We start from the raw sequence: 16,226 nt of genomic DNA on the forward strand, positions 1-16,226 counted from the left end.
CCACTCCAAGTTCCTTCAGATAATCAAGTTTTTCAATAATTCCCCTTATATCCCCTTCTCCACTTCCAGTTGTGTCATTAAAACTTTTTGGATAAATTTGATAAACTACTGATTTATGCCACCACTTCTGTTCAAATTTTTTTTTCATACATCTTCCACCTTCCAGTTTTATATAGTTATCTTTTTATTTAAAATTTTTTTTTTAAATTATATCTTAACAAGCTCAAATTCTTCACATAAAACTTCCATATCTTCGTTAAAGTTTCCTTCTGATTCTTCCTCAAAAAACTTTATATGTACTTTTCTCCAGTAATCAAGGGACTTATCTCCCTCTCCTTCCATAAAGGCATGTTTTTCAGATACTTCTTTAAATGGAACTGAATAAACTCTTGTATTTCTTGTGACGCATACTTCATTTCCTTTGCTATCCAGTATTATATTTAAATCACCTTTTTCAGGAATTCTTTCATTATCAGGATCGTATAAAGCAAGCAATGAAGTTGTTGCCTTTTTCTCACCTTTCGCTACAAGCTGTGCAAGTTCATCTTCCATTTCCGGAGTATTTCCAAAAGAATACCTTTCAATATGAGTATTTTCCCTCTCCTCTTTACTTAAAGAATTCAGATATGTTTCAATTATCTGATTTATATCCATATTTCCACCTCCCTCTTCATTAAAACAACTATTTGACAGAATAGTCATCATAGTCCCAATATTCATCTGAACTTGTACAAATTTCAGAAATAGTATATTTTACACTGTCAACAATTCTTATAGAAGTCAGATATGGTTCTTTTTCTGAATATTCAAGTTCAATTCCGTCATTTTCCACTCTAAATCCTTCATTTGCATTTTCTCCCATGTGGTCAGGCAGATATTTGTTTATATAGCCTAATGACTTTTCACTCTGACCATCTTCTCCTATTACCACCCTGGAATAAGTTCCATTTACATTGCTGACTTTAAAACTTTTATTATTCAGTTCCACTACCTGAAAATAAAGTTTAAATCCCTTCAGTTTTTCTATTTCTTTCTTTGTCTTTTCGTTATAGAATATTCCATTTTTATAAATAATGTTTGCCGTTTCATCTTTCGTATCAGTGCCGTTTCCATAAAATTCCAGTCTGTAACTTCCTCTCCATACATTTTCTTTTTTATCCTTAGTAAGCTTTATATGTAGAATTTCTCTCCGTGTAACAAGAAGAAGCTTATATTTATTATTGCCACAAAATTCATCCAATGTTTTTTTATTGTCATATGCATGAAGAAGTCCCTTCTTTGTGCTGTTAATTGTTTCTATATTATGTTCTCTTATAAAGAATGATAAAATGATGAAAAATACAACCATTACACCAACTAACATTCCAATATAGGATTTTTTTATTTTTATATTCTTTTTCCACATTAAAATTCCTGCAATAAATATTATTAGCTGAAAAATTATAAAAGACGATATTAAAATAATATTGTCAAACAGGAGAAGTTTCCATATAAATAATAACAGTTCTTTTGAATAGTAATTGCATAAAATAACTAAACTGCTTAAAATTACAGAAATAAAAATTATTCTTTTTTCGTTTACATTTTTCAGTATACATTTTATTTTATAGCCAAATACAAAATTCATTATTGTAAAAATGATTATTCCAAAAAAATACGCCACTGTTAAAAATGCAAATTCTTCTTCAACTTTTATCCATGAGTAATAAGAATTTATAACATTATCATTCAAAGGAATAAGTACAATTAAAAGAATTGCTGATAAAAAAAATGGAAATACAAACTGAAAAAGTAAATATAAAATTGAAAATTTTACTGTTTCCTTATGTATCACATTATTATCATTATTTTCCATTTTTCTCCTTTCATACACTAAAAACTATTTTACATTTTAAATATCAGCTTTACAATGTCAAAGGCAAGAATTGTAACCATCGATACAAGTATTACTCCTCCAAGCCCCATTTTTTTCAATGAAAAATATACAATTACACCTATTCCTGCAAAAACTTTAATGAGCCCAAATACTCCCGTTCCTGTTGAAGTAAATATATCAGGAAAAATAAGAAGGACTAAAACTGTATATGGTAATGCCTCAAAAAATTTATTTACAAACGGATTATTTTCAGGTAATTTTACAAACAACGGCAACAATTTAAACGACAAAGTTATTAATGCCGTTATTATAAGTAATTGAATTAATAAAATTTCACTCATTTTCTACTGTCTCCTTTTCACTTTCTTCCTTGTAATGTCTCAATGCATACAGCGAACTTGCTGTAATCATAATTATTATTAAAGTCCACCCCTTGCTAATATCCTTAAGTACAGGTGCAAACATGAAAAGCAGCTTTAATCCTATTGCAGTAATAACTACTTCTGCATATTTGAAATTACTTGTTAATGAACTTACAAGAAGACTTAAAAATGTAGCGTATAACATGAAATTCAGACTTGCCGCAAAAACTTCCGGAATCAGATTACCAAAAAGCGATCCTGCAATTGTTCCTACACCAAAAAGAATATAAGGCATTGTATTAACCCCTATTACATACCACGCATTTGTAGCCTTTCTTATTGTAAGATATGCAACAGCTTCATCAGTAAGTCCTATTCCCATCAATATTTTTTCAAATAAAGTTGTTTTATCCGAAATCTGCCTGAACATTATTATATTCAGCAATGTGTACCTTAAATTTATTACAAAAATCGAAACTATTATTTCGACTGGTGTTGACTTCAGCTCATACACCATTTTCAAAAAAGCTGTCTGTGCACTTCCTGCATACAACCCAAACGACATGACTATGGCTGTGAACAGCTTCATTCCAAAGTTTTTTGAAATAAGCCCTATCGTTATCCCAAAAGGAGTATAGGCAATACCTATCCCCATTCCATCCCTTAACCCCTTTAAATAATTTTCCAGTTTTCCATTATGTGCCATTTCTTATTCTATAACTCCTTATCTAAATTAACTTATAACTTTTATTTTCTTATTTTTTATCTCAACATTTAAAATTTTTAATGTCCCCCTGCATTGTCGTAGTCGGCTTTAGTCGCGAAGACCGCGGGGTAGCAGGAGCATGAGGGCGGCAATGAGCCCTCATAAGGTTTATTTCAATAACCCCCAATTCTTCGCCAAACTTCCATTTGCACTCAGTTTTATATCTTCAAACTTTATTGTTCCTTCCATTATTTCCTTAATTTTTTCCATATATTTTTCAGAAACTTCATCTTTTACTTCAAAAATAAGTTCATCGTGAACCTGAAGAAGCATTTTTATATCATCATTATTTTTAAATTCATCATACAGCTTTATCATAACCTTTTTTATAATATTTGCAGCTGTACCCTGAACAACTGTATTTACTGCCATTCTATTTGCCTGTGCCTGTAAATTTTTATTGCTTGAATTTATATTGTTAATATATCTTCTCGTTCCGTAAAGTGTTTCTACAAAGCCATTCTTTCTTGCATTTTCCAGAATATTTTCAAGGAATTTCTTTACTTTCGGATATTGTTCAAAGTATGTTTTTATATATTGGGAAGCATCAGCTACAGGAATTTTGAGCTCCTTTGAAAGGCCAAAAGGTGTTTTTCCATATAAAATACTGAAGTTTATTACCTTCGCTATACTTCTTTCTTCCCTTGTTACAGGTTCTTCATCTGTCTTGAAAAATATTTTTCTTGCTGTAAGGTCATGTAAATCCTTATCCTTTTTATATGCAAGAAGTAGATTGTCATCCTTTGACAGTTCAGCCAGAACTCTCAGCTCAATTTGAGAATAGTCAAATGAAATCAAACTCCAGCCATCCTGCGAAATAAATCCTTTTCTTATTTTTATTCCTTCATCTGTTCTTACAGGAATATTCTGAATGTTAGGATTTGCAGAAGACAGTCTTCCTGTTGATGTTCCGTTCTGATTAAATGTTGTATGAATTCTGTCATTTTCATCAGCAAGTTTAGGGAATGGTTCCACATAAGTTGAAAGAAGTTTTGTAAATCCTCTGTATTCCAGAAGTTTTTCGGCTATTTCTATTCCTCTTAATGCCAGAACCTCCAGAACTTCCACATCTGTAGAATATCCTGTCTTAGTTTTTTTGACAGGTTCTATTCCCATTTTTTCAAACAGTATTTCTCCCAGCTGTTTTGGTGAACCTATATTAAATGTTTCTCCTGAAAGGGAATAAATATCCTTTTCAAGCTTTTCAATATTTTCCTGTAATTCCTTTTTATAATTTTCAAAATAATTTATATCAATTTTTATTCCAAAATTTTCCATGCTTGCCAGAACAGGTACAAGCTTATTTTCCAGATTTTCAAAAATATCATGTAAATCTTCCGTTCTCAGCCTATCTTCCAGAATTACTTCCAGTCCTTTTATATAAAAGGCTCTTTTCCATAAAAATTCTGCTTTTTCATCATTGGAAACTTCACTTATTTTTCTTTTCTTAAACTGATCCTCAAATTTTTCAAGATTTACTCCCAATTCAGAAAAAATTATATTTTCAAGATCCTGTGAACTTTCAGTTCCAAGTACATACCATGCCAGCATCACATCAAAATACTTTTCACAGCTGATACCTGTTTTCATATATTCTTTTACATTATAAGCTGTTATTCTTTTTGAACTTAATATTTTGTATACTTCTGTAACATCTGCTTTTTCATCATTTAATAAAACGATATTTTTACTGCTGTCACACACTGCAAGACCAAATTCATTTCCAAACAATGCTATTTCCTCATCCATTTCAGATAGAATTTCCGTAACCTCACTCCATTCTGTAATTTCTCCCTTGATTTCAGTAAGATTTTCCTTCAAAGTTTCTTCTGAATCTGTTTTTTCATTGTCTCTATGCGGATGATTAGCCACTCCTCCAAACAATGAATTTTCTCCAGTATCATTTACTTCTACATTTTGTGAACTAACAGCAGATTTTTTAATCTCACTCTCAATCGTTGTGGCAAACTTTTTAAATTCCATTGTTTTATATATTTCAAGTAACTTATTCAAATCCTTATTTTCAAGCTTTAATTTATTCTTATCATATTCTATTTCTATATCCCTGTATACAGTTGCAAGCTTTCTGCTTAAAAAGGCATTTTCCTTATCCTCAATAAGTTTTTCCTTTCTTTTCCCCTTTATTTCGTCAATATGTTCGTAAAGTCCTTCAAGATTTCCATATTTATTTATCAGTTCAACTCCTGTTTTAGGTCCTATTCCCGAAACTCCAGGAATTCCGTCTGAAGAATCCCCCATCAGACCAAATAAATCTGGAATTTTATCAGGGGTAACTCCAAGATATTCAATAACATCTTCATTTGTTCTGATATATTTAAACAATGAATTCTTTTTATCCCCTTTTCCAAGCAGGGCAATATTTATTTTTCCATTGACAAGCTGTGCCAGATCCTTATCTCCTGTTACAACATAAACTTCTATTTCTTCATCCATATCTTCAGAAAATTTTGTGGCAAGAGTTGACATGACGTCATCAGCTTCATAGCCATCTATTTTATATTTTGGTATTCTATATCCGTCAAGTACTGACATTATGTATTCCTGCTGTGCCACAAGGTCATCAGGCATACTTTCCCTGTGAGCTTTATATGTTTCCAGTTCTGCAGATCTTTTTAACTCGCTTCTTTTTACATCAAGACAGGCGACAAGATAATCAGGAGAAAATTCCTTCAATACTCCTTCCAGAGTATTTACAAATCCATAAGTCGCCCCTGTTGCCAAGCCTTTTGAGTTTCTCATTCCCATCAGGGCAAAATGACTTCTGTACATAATAGCACTTGTATCCAGAATAACTGCTTTTTTCATATATATCCTTTCATTTCTCTCAATAATAATAATCCTTTTTGACTATTATAACATATTTAATTATAGACTGAATATATAAATTTTATTTATTTTTTTAAAAAACACCGGTTTTTTTACTTGACTATTTCGACTTTTTAAGGTAGAATTGTTTTGAGATATAAATTTTTGATTTTGTATATTTAAAATATATTGTTAAATTACTTATAATTTAATGTTATATCAATTTTTTAAAAATTATAAACTATATTAAATGAATTAAATTAGTTTTTATATAGTTAATTAAAATAAAATTAAAATTTAAAGAGGAAAAGGAGAAGAAAAGAAAATGACAGAACGAGAAAAGCAGATTGTTAATCTTATTAAAGAAAATCCTCTTATAACTCAAGAGGAAATTGCTGCCAAATTAAACTGTGCAAGAACTTCTATTGCAGTTCATATCAGCAATCTTATGAAAAAAGGTGTTATTCTTGGAAAGAAATACATCATTAATGAAGACCCTTATATTTTGACAATTGGTGGAACAAATGTCGATATTCAAGGAAAATCTTATACAAACGTTATCCGTTACGACTCAAATCCTGGAATGATAGGTATTTCATTCGGAGGGGTAGGAAAAAATGTTGCAGAAAATATCTCTAGACTAGGGATAAGTTCAAAACTAATAACTGCCCTTGGAGATGATTTTTATGGAAACGGTATTAGAGAATATCTGAAAAACCAGAACCTTGATATCAGTGATATATTATTCCTTAAGAACCAGTCTACTTCAATGTATCTGTCTATTTTAAATGATGATAAAGAAATGGAAATGGCTATTTCTTCTATGGATATTTGTAAAAATATTACACCTAAATATCTGGATTCAATTAGAAAAAGAATAGTTAATTCTAAAATTATCGTGCTTGACACAAATCTGGAGGAAGAAACTCTAAGATATCTGGCATTCCTGAGAAGAAAACCGCCTTTAATACTTGATACTGTTTCTACTAAAAAAGCAATAAAGGTAAAAGATTTTATTGGAAGATTCCATACTATAAAACCTAACAGAATAGAAGCAGAAATACTTTCAGGTATCTCAATATTTTCAAAAGATGACATGAAAAGAGCCGGTGACTACTTCTTAAATAAAGGAGTTAAAAAAGTATTTATTTCATTAGGTTCAGATGGTGTCTTCTACATGACTGAAAATGAAGCTGAAACTATTAAAATTCCTCGTATAAATCCTGCAAGCTCAACAGGTGCCGGAGATGCATTTGTTGCCGGAATTGCATATGGAGAATATCACGATTACAGCATAAGGGAAGCTACAAAGATTGGATTAGGAGCTGGAATCCTTACTTCTTTAAGTGATAAGACAGTAAGTGATCAGATGAATATTAAAAACGTAGAAAATATAATAAAGGAGATGGAAATATAATATGTTAGAAAAATATCTTGAAATTAACCCGGAAGTAAAACACGCACTGGAAAATAATATACCTGTTGTAGCGTTGGAATCCACAATTATTTCACACGGAATGCCTTACCCTCAAAATGCTGAAACTGCATTAAAAGTAGAAAGCATAGTTAGGGAAAATGGAGGAATTCCTGCAACAATAGGAATAATAGAAGGAAAATTAAAAGTTGGATTATCTCCGGAAGAAATTGAATTATTAGGAAAAGAAGGGGAAAAAGTTGCAAAAGTCAGCAGAAGAGATATCCCATACATAGTGGCAAACAAATTAAATGGTGCAACTACTGTGGCATCTACAATGATAATAGCAAATATGGCAGGAGTTAAAATATTTGCAACTGGTGGAATAGGTGGAGTTCACAGAGGAGCTGAAACTACAATGGACGTTTCTGCAGATTTGGAAGAATTAGCAAATACTAACGTTGCTGTTATCTGTGCCGGAGCAAAATCAATCCTTGATTTAGGACTTACTCTTGAATATCTTGAAACTCATGGAGTTCCCGTATTAGGATATCAAACTAAGGAATTACCTGCATTCTATACTAGAAAAAGTGGATTTAACTTAGATTATGAAATTGATACTCCAGAAGAACTTGCAGCATTACTTCATACAAAATGGGACTTGGGATTAAAAGGAGGAGCTGTTATTGCTAATCCTATTCCAGAAGAATACTCAATGGATAGCGAACTTATAAATAAAGTTATAAAAGATGCTGTTGCAGAAGCTGAAAAATTAGGAGTAAAAGGTAAAGATACTACTCCATTCCTTCTTGATAAAATTCAAAAACTTACAGAAGGTTCAAGCTTGAAGGCAAATATAGAATTAGTATTTAACAATACTAGACTTGCAACTAAAATAGCAAAAGAACTTGCAAACTTGGAAAAATAGTTATTAGAAATAAATAAAAAAAGAGTTATCTCAAAAATATAAATATAACATATGAGTCTATCTCAAAATTTAAAAATACGAAAACTATATTTATTCATTTACTAAAATTTCACTTATACAAAACTGTCATTCATTAAGGAAAAGTCAAAAACTCGCCTAAAGGCTCGGACGGATGACTTTTCCTAAATTTATTTCCTGTTTTGTATTGTGAAATTCTAAATAATTCATAAATATAATTTTTACATTTTTTCAATTTTTTGAGATAGACTCACATTATTTTTTATAGTTTTTGGTGATAACTCTTTTTATAATTTAAAAACTACTTTTCTATATATCCGTAGTTAAAGTCTGCTATTCCAGTAATGCTTCTTCTTACAATTCCTTTTATACTAGGATTTATATAGTGATTTTCAACTGAAAAGTACAGAGGTACAATAACAGCTTCATTTACAAGTATCATTTCTGCTTCATTTGTCTTTTTATCCCTTTCATCTCCTGAAGGCATTTTTGAAATTTCTTCAACAAGAAGGTTATACTGTTTTTTTGACCATATACTTTCATTTTTTCCGTCATTCTTTTTCCATCTTTCAAGATAAGAAAGGGCATCATCAAATTTTGGTGACCACGTATTTAAAACTATATCATAATCTCCTGTCCTTGTTCTATTCAGTCTTTCTTTAAAAGGAACGACAGTAACATTTGTTTCCAGTCCCAATTTAGTTTTTAATTCTTCCTGCAGAAATTGAATTTCAAGTTTTTCAGGGTCTGAATTTCCAGATAACAGGTTCAATTTTAATGTTGAAATTCCTAATTCCTTCAATGCTTCAGAATAAAGTTTTTTTGCTTCTTCAATGTCATTATCCTTAAAATTATCAGTATCAGGGTATTTTTCCCTATATTTTTTAGAATGTCCTGAAATTATACTGCTTATTAAGGATTTTGCAACTACTGAACCGTCCTTCTTTATTTCCTTCACATATTTTTTCCTGTCTATTACAAGTAAAATTGCTTTTCTTAACTTTTTATTCTGCAGATATTTGTTGTTTAAATTAAAATCCAGATACCATACTCTTCCATTAAGAAAAGTATCTACCGTCCCTTCTTTTTTGTATTTTTCCAGATGATAGTTTTCAACCCTCGACATATCTATTTCCCTATTTTTTATCAGGTCGTCCACCACTTTGAAATCTTTCGAAATAACATATTTTATCTCAGGTATTTTTATATTTTTACTATTCCAGTAATATTCATTTTTTTCAAGCAATATTTCATTTTCCTTGAGGGAAACTATTTTATACGGACCGTTAAAAAGAAAACTGTCTTGTTTTATTGCATATTTATCTTTATGAATATTATAAAATTCCTCTTTCAGCGGAACTGTAACTGGTAATGTCAGTATATATTTAAAATATGATACAGGATATTCAAGAGTAATCTCTAAAGTTCCTTCATCAATCACCCTTACTCCAAGCTCATTTTCCTGGACTTTTCCTTCATAATAAGCTTCTGCATTTTTTATTGGAAAAAGCATTTCTGCAAACTGGGCAGCAGTTTTAGGATTCAGGACTCTTTTAAAAGCAAACAGAAAATCATTTGCTGTAATTTTACTTCCGTCACTCCATTTGGCATTTTCCCTAATTTTAAACGTAAGTTTATTTCCGTCTTCTTTAAAGCTTTCAGCCACTCCGCCTGTATAGTTTCCGTTTTCATCCAGTCTCAGAAGTCCCTCAAAAATAGATGAATCCACCTGTGCACCGATCATTTCACTGAATAAATGAGGATCCAGAGTTTTATAATCGCTTCCAAGATTAAATACTATCGGATCTTTTTCTTTACTTTTTTTCGTATTTCCATTATTTTTAGAAAAGCATCCTGTCACCAACAGCACTACCGCTAATATAAAAAATAGTATACCTGTATTCCTTTTCACATTTTCTCCTTTAATATTTTTTATAAATAACTTTTTATTTCATCAACCTTATTCAATCTTTCCCAAGGTAAATCTATATCTGTTCTTCCTATATGTCCAAATGCAGCTAAATCCTGATATCTGAACTTAGGTTTTCTCAATTCAAGCTCCCTTTCTATTCCTCTTGGAGTAAGATCAAATATTTTTTCCACTATTTCTTCAATTCTGCCTTCTTCAATCGTAGAAGTTCCGAAAGTTTCCACTCTTACTGAAACAGGTTCTACAACCCCTATTGCATATGAAAGCTGAACTTCACATTTTGTAGCTATTCCTGCCGCAACTATATTTTTTGCAATCCATCTTGCTGCATAGGCGGCAGATCTGTCAACCTTTGAAGGATCCTTTCCTGAGAATGCCCCTCCCCCATGTCTGAAATATCCTCCATAAGTATCAATTATTATTTTTCTTCCTGTCAGTCCTGAATCTCCATGAGGACCACCTATTACAAATCTTCCAGTAGGGTTTATATGATATTTTCTTACATTGGAATAATCAAGTCCATATTTTTCCAGTACTGGCTTTATAACCTGTTCCTTCAAGTCCCCTTCTATTTTTTCCTTTGTTACTTCTTCATCATGCTGCACAGATAGAACAACTGTATCAACACCTTTAATTTTTCCATTTTCATCATAAATAAGCGTTACTTGTGCTTTTGCATCAGGTCTTGCCCATGCTAAAGTTTTGTCTCTTGTAAGTCTTGTAAGCCTTACTATTATTTTTCTTGCAAGTACCATTGCTAAAGGCATAAGTTCTTCTGTCTCATTTACTGCTCCACCAAACATGATTCCCTGGTCTCCTGCTCCTCCAGTGTCTACACCCATTGAAATATCAGGTGACTGTGAATGGATAGTATTAAGTACTCCACAGTCAGAGTCAAATCCCATTCCAGGTTTATACCCTATTTCATCGATTTTATCCCTTACAATTTTCTGTACATCAACATATGTTGTTGTAGTTATTTCCCCTCCTACAACTACAAGTCCTGTTGTTGCAAATGTTTCACAAGCCACTCTGGCATTTACGTCTTCTGAAAGACACGCGTCTAATACTGCATCTGAAATTTGATCACATATTTTGTCAGGATGCCCTGGTGATACAAATTCTGATGTAAAATAAATGTTCTTTGACATTTTTTTCCTCCTTAAATTTAATTTTCAAATTTAGAGTTTTTTATATCAGGTAATTACTTATAAAAAAAACTCTTCACAAAGAAGAGAATTACAAATTCTTATCTTCGCATTTTTTATGCCGGGAATTGGCACCTTATATTTTCATACAGGTTGCCGGATACTAATAACGGGCCCGTCCCTCGTATCTCTCTGGATAAGTTGCATATTTAACTGTTGGTATATTATAAATTATTTTTCTAAATATGTCAATTTTTATTTGATACACTTATAAAATTTTTAACCTGAATTTTTATATAATTTTTTTAGATACTATAATTCTTATATTTTTAGCATTTCTGAATATATTATATTATATTATATTATTTATTCTATTTCACGTCTTCCTTCCAATGATCTTCCCAATGTGGCCATATCAGTAAACTCAATATTTCCACCCATAGGAATTCCACTTGCAATCTGAGACACCTTTACCCCTTTATTTTTCATCATTTTTATAAGATAAAGTGCTGTTGTTTCTCCCTCCATATCAGGATTTAAAGCCAGTATTACTTCCTCCACATCTTTTTCATCAAGCCTTTTCATCAGTTCAGATATATTCAGATCTTCTATTGTCACTCCATTAAGGGGATCTATTTTCCCGCCCAGCACGTGATAAAGACCATTGTAAGTTTCAGATTTTTCAAAAGCTATTACGTCCTTTACACTTTCCACTATACATATGACACTTTTATCCCTTTTCTCACTTGAACAGATTTCACATATTTCCCCCTCACATAAATTTCCACAGATTGAACAGTGTTTTATGCTAGTATATGCATCCTTTATAGTTGAAAGCATATTTTCAATCTCAATTTCATTTTTCTCCAGTATGTCAAAAGCTATCCTCATGGCACTTTTTTTACCTATTCCAGGCAGTTTCCCAAAAACTTCTATAAGCTCATCCAATTTTTTCATTATTTCACCTTTTATTGTATTTTCTATAAATAAAGAGGAGCTTCACAGTCTCGCCAGCTCCCTTTATTTATTTCTTTATCTGTTTTTATTTAATTTAAGAGTTATTATTCTCCAATTCTTTCAATTTTGAATGTATTTGTTGTTCCAGTTTCAGAAATTCCTGTAACAAATACTACTAAATCTCCATTTTTAACTTCTTCGTGAACTGAAGCTATTTCCTTAGCTTTTCTGAAGAAATCATCAGCTACATCAAGGTTTTTCTCAACATATGCTCTGACTCCTCTTACTAAAGACAATTGTCTTGCTGTCTGTTCACTGTCAGTAAGAGCTATTATAGGTACAGTAGGTCCGTATTTTCTTATCATTCTTGCAGCTCTTCCTGTTTTAGTCCAGCAAAGAATTAGTTTGGCATCAAGTGCTTCAGAAGAACTTACTGCTCCTCTTGAAATTGCTTCTGTTACTGTAATATTTCCTGATCCATCGATATCGATATCTTTGTATCTTTTAAATTCATCAGTTCTTTTTGAAATATCTGCCATCATTTTAACAGCTTCTACAGGATATTTACCTTTTGCAGATTCTCCTGATAGCATTACAGCATCAGTACCATCTAAAATAGCATTTGCAACGTCTCCTGCTTCTGCTCTTGTAGGTCTTGGATTTCTAATCATTGAATCAAGCATTTGTGTTGCAGTAATAACAGGTTTTCCTGCTTTATTACATTTTCTTATCATCATTTTTTGCATAAATGGAACTTCTTCAGCTGGTATTTCTACCCCAAGATCTCCTCTTGCTACCATTATTGCATCACTTAATTCAAGAATTTCATCAAAGTTATCTACACCTTCCTGATTTTCTATTTTAGAAATAATCTGTATTCTTGATCCTCCATTTTCATCAAGAACTCTTCTAACTTCAGCAACGTCAGATGCTTTTCTTATAAATGAAGCCGCAACAAAGTCAACTCCCTTTTCACAACCGAATTTCAAATCAGCTATATCCTTTTCAGCTAATGCAGGTAATCCTACAGAAACTCCTGGAAGGTTAACTCCTTTAATTTCTCCTAATTCTCCTGTATTTTTTATTTCACAGAATATTTCATTATCTTTTATTTCAAGTACTTCAAGTCCAATCAATCCATCATCTAAAAGAATAGTATTTCCTGGTTTCAAATCATTAACAATTCCTGGGTATGAAACTGATATTTTATCCTTGTTTCCTACATGAGAATAATCAGTTGTAATTGTTATTTTGTTTCCAGCTTCCAGTAGAATGTCATTTCCACCTTCTAATTTTCCTGTTCTTATTTCAGGTCCTTTTGTATCAAGTAATATTCCTATGTATCTTCCTGTATTATCTGTTATTTCTCTAAGTCTGTCAATTCTTCCTCCATGTTCTTCATAATCCCCATGAGAAAAATTCAATCTCATTATATTCATTCCGTTTTGAACTAATTTCTGTAACATTTCAGAACTTTCACTTTTTGGTCCTATTGTACAGATAACCTTTGTCATTTTTATTTTCATATGTTTCATTTTTTCCTCCTATAAATATCTAAAGTTTATAAAATATGTTATTGTCCGTTATTATAACGACAACATGTTAGCTATTGCATAATCTGCAAATGAACTTTTAGTATAATTTTCCCATGCATATGCTAGTGGATGAGTAGTAACTTTTTCACTCTGTATTCCTACCATTAGTCCACCTTCACCTGCTTCAAGTAATTCAACAGCTTTTACTCCCATTCTTGTTGCAAGTATTCTGTCAAATGCTGTAGGTGAACCTCCTCTTTGAACGTGTCCTAATATTGTAACTCTTATACTTGTATCTACTTTTTTAGCAAGTTCCTTTTGTATTTCTACAACGTTTCCTACTCCTTCAGCTACTATGATTATGTCATAAAGTTTTCCTTCTGATCTTCTGAATTTAATAACTTCAGCCATATCATCTATTGAAAATTCAACTTCCGGAATAAGTACTCCACTTGCTCCTCCTGCTATTGCAGAGTATAATGCAAGATCTCCACAGTTTCTTCCCATAACTTCAATTAAATATGTTCTTTCATGAGAAATTGCCGTATCTTTTATTTTTGATATTGCATCAAGTATTATATTTAAAGCTGTATCGTATCCAATTGTATAATCTGTTCCTGCAACGTCATTATCTATTGTTCCAGGTATTCCTATTGTCTTTATTCCATGTTCTGTATATAAGTAGTGTGCTCCATGAAATGAACCGTCTCCACCTATTACAACTAATCCATCTATTCCTCTTTTTTTAAGGTTTTCTGCCGCCTTAGCTCTCACTTCAGGGTCTTTGAATTCAGGCAATCTGGCTGATAGCAGAATTGTCCCTCCCTGATCTGCAATTCCACTTACATTAAGTGCTGTCATCTGGAATATCTGGTCTTCATACAACCCTTTGTATCCTCTTTTGATACCATAAACTTCAATTCCTTTAGTCATGGCAGTTTTTGCCACAGCTCTTACAGCGGTATTCATCCCCTGTGAATCTCCTCCACTTGTCAAAATTGCAATTTTTTTCATATTTTTCTCCTTCTATCTTTTCCTCTTTTCTGTGTCGGATAAATAATAGCATTTTTTTTACTTTTTTTCAATGTTTATTTTAAAATTTATCACTTTATTGCACATCCTGAAGAATCATTGTCATATACAGGCTCTGCATGAATTAAAACTCTTTTTATATTTTTATACTTATGTTTTATAAATTTTGAAATTTTATTTGTTATTTCGTGCGCTTCATCTATTGTCAAAGACCTGTTCATACGTACATCTATAAATAGATATATATTCTTTCCTGAAGTTGTCATTCTGAAGTCATGTGCATTCTCTATTTCATCAAATTCTGAAAGATCTTTCCTTACACTTTCCAGAAGCTTCTCATCCTGTGAATCTAAAAGTATAAGGGCATTATCTTTTATTAAATTATATCCCGAATACATTATATAAATTGCCACAGAAACTCCTACAACCACATCAAATACAGGATTTATTCTTGAAAGCAATATCCCTATTAAAACTGATACTGAGACAGCAATATCTGCCTTATAGTCTTCCAGAAGGGAATTTATCAGTGCTCCCCTGTAATCTTTTGTCTTATTTTTCATGAAAAGTAATTGGAATATTTTTATAACTATTACTATAACTGTTATAATTACTGGCATTGGGGAGGTGATAACTTCCCCTTTTAACTGAAAAAGACCAACTATATTTTCCTTTATTATATTAAATGCCGTAATCATTATGAAAGTACCAATAATTACACTGAATACTGATTCTATCTTTCCATGACCAAAGGGATGTTCCTTGTCTTCAGGGTTTTCCCCAACCTTCAGTCCAATAATTACCAGTATGTTTGTTATAAGATCTGAAAGGGAATTCAATCCGTCTGAAATAAGCGACACACTTTTAAAAACATGTCCTGAAACTATTTTAAGCAATGCAAGGACTATATTTACAGCTATTGCAAATTTCGAAACAAAAATCATTCTTCTATTCTGTTTTCTTTCTTCCCTGAAATTTCCAAGTTCATAAAATCCATCCTTATTTTTTATAAAACGCTGCTTTTCAAGAAAATTATTCATGTGTTTGTGATTCTCCACAACAAGTGAATCAAAGTTATTGTTTATGAGCCAGTTTATAAGATATTTCAGAAGTATTGAACCAAAACCGTTGTTTCTGAGCTTTTTATTAATGAATATTCTTTTAAGACAGGCTTTTTCAGCAAGTTCAACTATTGCATATCCTAGAATGTTATCTTTTTCAGTTATGTAGAAAAGACTTTCTGAATCATTTTTTCCTTGAAATTCAAAATCATTATCCAGTTTTTTCAGCTGCTCAAATAATTCAATATTTTTTCCAGTTTTTTCCAGTTTTAATATTTCCATTTTAAATTTTCTCCCTGATAATTTAAATCAAATATTACAAAAAAATAGCAATTAGGATTTCCTTTCTTGCTATGCTGTATATTGTCTTTTA

The 16,226-nt window shown here is 31.5% G+C and carries 14 protein-coding genes and 1 riboswitch; of the genes, 2 read left to right on the forward strand and 12 right to left on the reverse strand.

Annotated elements, in window-relative coordinates; translation table 11 throughout:
* From HMPREF1984_RS11785 to polA, 6 genes are all read right to left on the reverse strand, one after another.
* On the reverse strand, positions 1-148 hold a 148-nt coding region (locus tag HMPREF1984_RS11785; protein WP_021767818.1), incomplete at its 3' end, for an alpha-amylase family glycosyl hydrolase.
* A 59-nt stretch (positions 149-207) separates the two neighbouring features.
* On the reverse strand, positions 208-654 hold the full coding sequence (locus HMPREF1984_RS09715; protein ID WP_036100517.1) for an ASCH domain-containing protein: 447 nt from the start codon (positions 652-654) through the stop codon (positions 208-210).
* Between the two features lie 28 nt (positions 655-682).
* The gene (locus tag HMPREF1984_RS09720; RefSeq protein ID WP_021767820.1) at positions 683-1,855 is read right to left on the reverse strand and encodes a hypothetical protein; all 1,173 of its coding nucleotides are present in this window, start codon (positions 1,853-1,855) and stop codon (positions 683-685) included.
* Positions 1,856-1,884: 29 nt separating this feature from the next.
* Positions 1,885-2,217: an AzlD domain-containing protein gene (locus HMPREF1984_RS09725; protein WP_021767821.1), complete on the reverse strand. Its 333-nt coding sequence runs from the start codon at positions 2,215-2,217 to the stop codon at positions 1,885-1,887.
* Positions 2,210-2,944 carry an AzlC family ABC transporter permease gene (locus HMPREF1984_RS09730; protein WP_021767822.1) on the reverse strand — a complete coding sequence of 245 codons (735 nt, stop codon included), beginning with the start codon at positions 2,942-2,944 and terminating at the stop codon, positions 2,210-2,212. The genes HMPREF1984_RS09725 and HMPREF1984_RS09730 overlap by 8 nt, the downstream gene beginning before the upstream one ends.
* Positions 2,945-3,112: 168 nt before the next feature.
* Positions 3,113-5,830, reverse strand: coding sequence for a DNA polymerase I (polA, locus tag HMPREF1984_RS09735; RefSeq protein WP_021767823.1), 2,718 nt, complete (start codon positions 5,828-5,830; stop codon positions 3,113-3,115).
* Between the two features lie 325 nt (positions 5,831-6,155).
* On the opposite strand from polA, the gene HMPREF1984_RS09740 reads away from it, so the two are divergent.
* Complete coding sequence (locus HMPREF1984_RS09740; RefSeq protein WP_021767824.1) at positions 6,156-7,247, forward strand: PfkB family carbohydrate kinase; 1,092 nt, start codon at positions 6,156-6,158, stop codon at positions 7,245-7,247.
* 1 nt (position 7,248) lies between these two features.
* Positions 7,249-8,172 (forward strand): pseudouridine-5'-phosphate glycosidase, encoded by a 924-nt coding sequence (locus tag HMPREF1984_RS09745; protein ID WP_021767825.1) that lies wholly within the window; start codon positions 7,249-7,251, stop codon positions 8,170-8,172.
* Positions 8,173-8,491: 319 nt separating this feature from the next.
* Here the strand turns inward: HMPREF1984_RS09745 and HMPREF1984_RS09750 are convergent, their stop codons facing one another.
* The 6 genes from HMPREF1984_RS09750 to HMPREF1984_RS09775 form a co-directional block, all read right to left on the reverse strand.
* Positions 8,492-10,102, reverse strand: coding sequence for a peptide ABC transporter substrate-binding protein (locus HMPREF1984_RS09750; protein WP_021767826.1), 1,611 nt, complete (start codon positions 10,100-10,102; stop codon positions 8,492-8,494).
* Between the two features lie 20 nt (positions 10,103-10,122).
* Positions 10,123-11,271, reverse strand: a complete 1,149-nt coding sequence (gene metK / locus HMPREF1984_RS09755; RefSeq protein WP_021767827.1) for a methionine adenosyltransferase — start codon at positions 11,269-11,271, stop codon at positions 10,123-10,125.
* 95 nt (positions 11,272-11,366) lie between these two features.
* Positions 11,367-11,471: riboswitch (SAM riboswitch) on the reverse strand.
* Positions 11,472-11,634: 163 nt separating this feature from the next.
* Positions 11,635-12,225, reverse strand: coding sequence for a recombination mediator RecR (gene recR, locus HMPREF1984_RS09760; RefSeq protein ID WP_021767828.1), 591 nt, complete (start codon positions 12,223-12,225; stop codon positions 11,635-11,637).
* Between the two features lie 104 nt (positions 12,226-12,329).
* Positions 12,330-13,751, reverse strand: a complete 1,422-nt coding sequence (pykF, locus tag HMPREF1984_RS09765) for a pyruvate kinase PykF (protein WP_156894278.1) — start codon at positions 13,749-13,751, stop codon at positions 12,330-12,332.
* 60 nt (positions 13,752-13,811) lie between these two features.
* The gene (pfkA, locus tag HMPREF1984_RS09770) at positions 13,812-14,774 is read right to left on the reverse strand and encodes a 6-phosphofructokinase (RefSeq protein WP_021767830.1); all 963 of its coding nucleotides are present in this window, start codon (positions 14,772-14,774) and stop codon (positions 13,812-13,814) included.
* A gap of 89 nt (positions 14,775-14,863) precedes the next feature.
* Positions 14,864-16,135 (reverse strand): GNAT family N-acetyltransferase, encoded by a 1,272-nt coding sequence (locus HMPREF1984_RS09775; RefSeq protein ID WP_021767831.1) that lies wholly within the window; start codon positions 16,133-16,135, stop codon positions 14,864-14,866.
* Positions 16,136-16,226 lie beyond the last annotated feature (91 nt).

This window comes from Leptotrichia sp. oral taxon 215 str. W9775 (genome assembly GCF_000469505.1).
In the GTDB taxonomy this organism is placed as follows: domain Bacteria; phylum Fusobacteriota; class Fusobacteriia; order Fusobacteriales; family Leptotrichiaceae; genus Leptotrichia_A.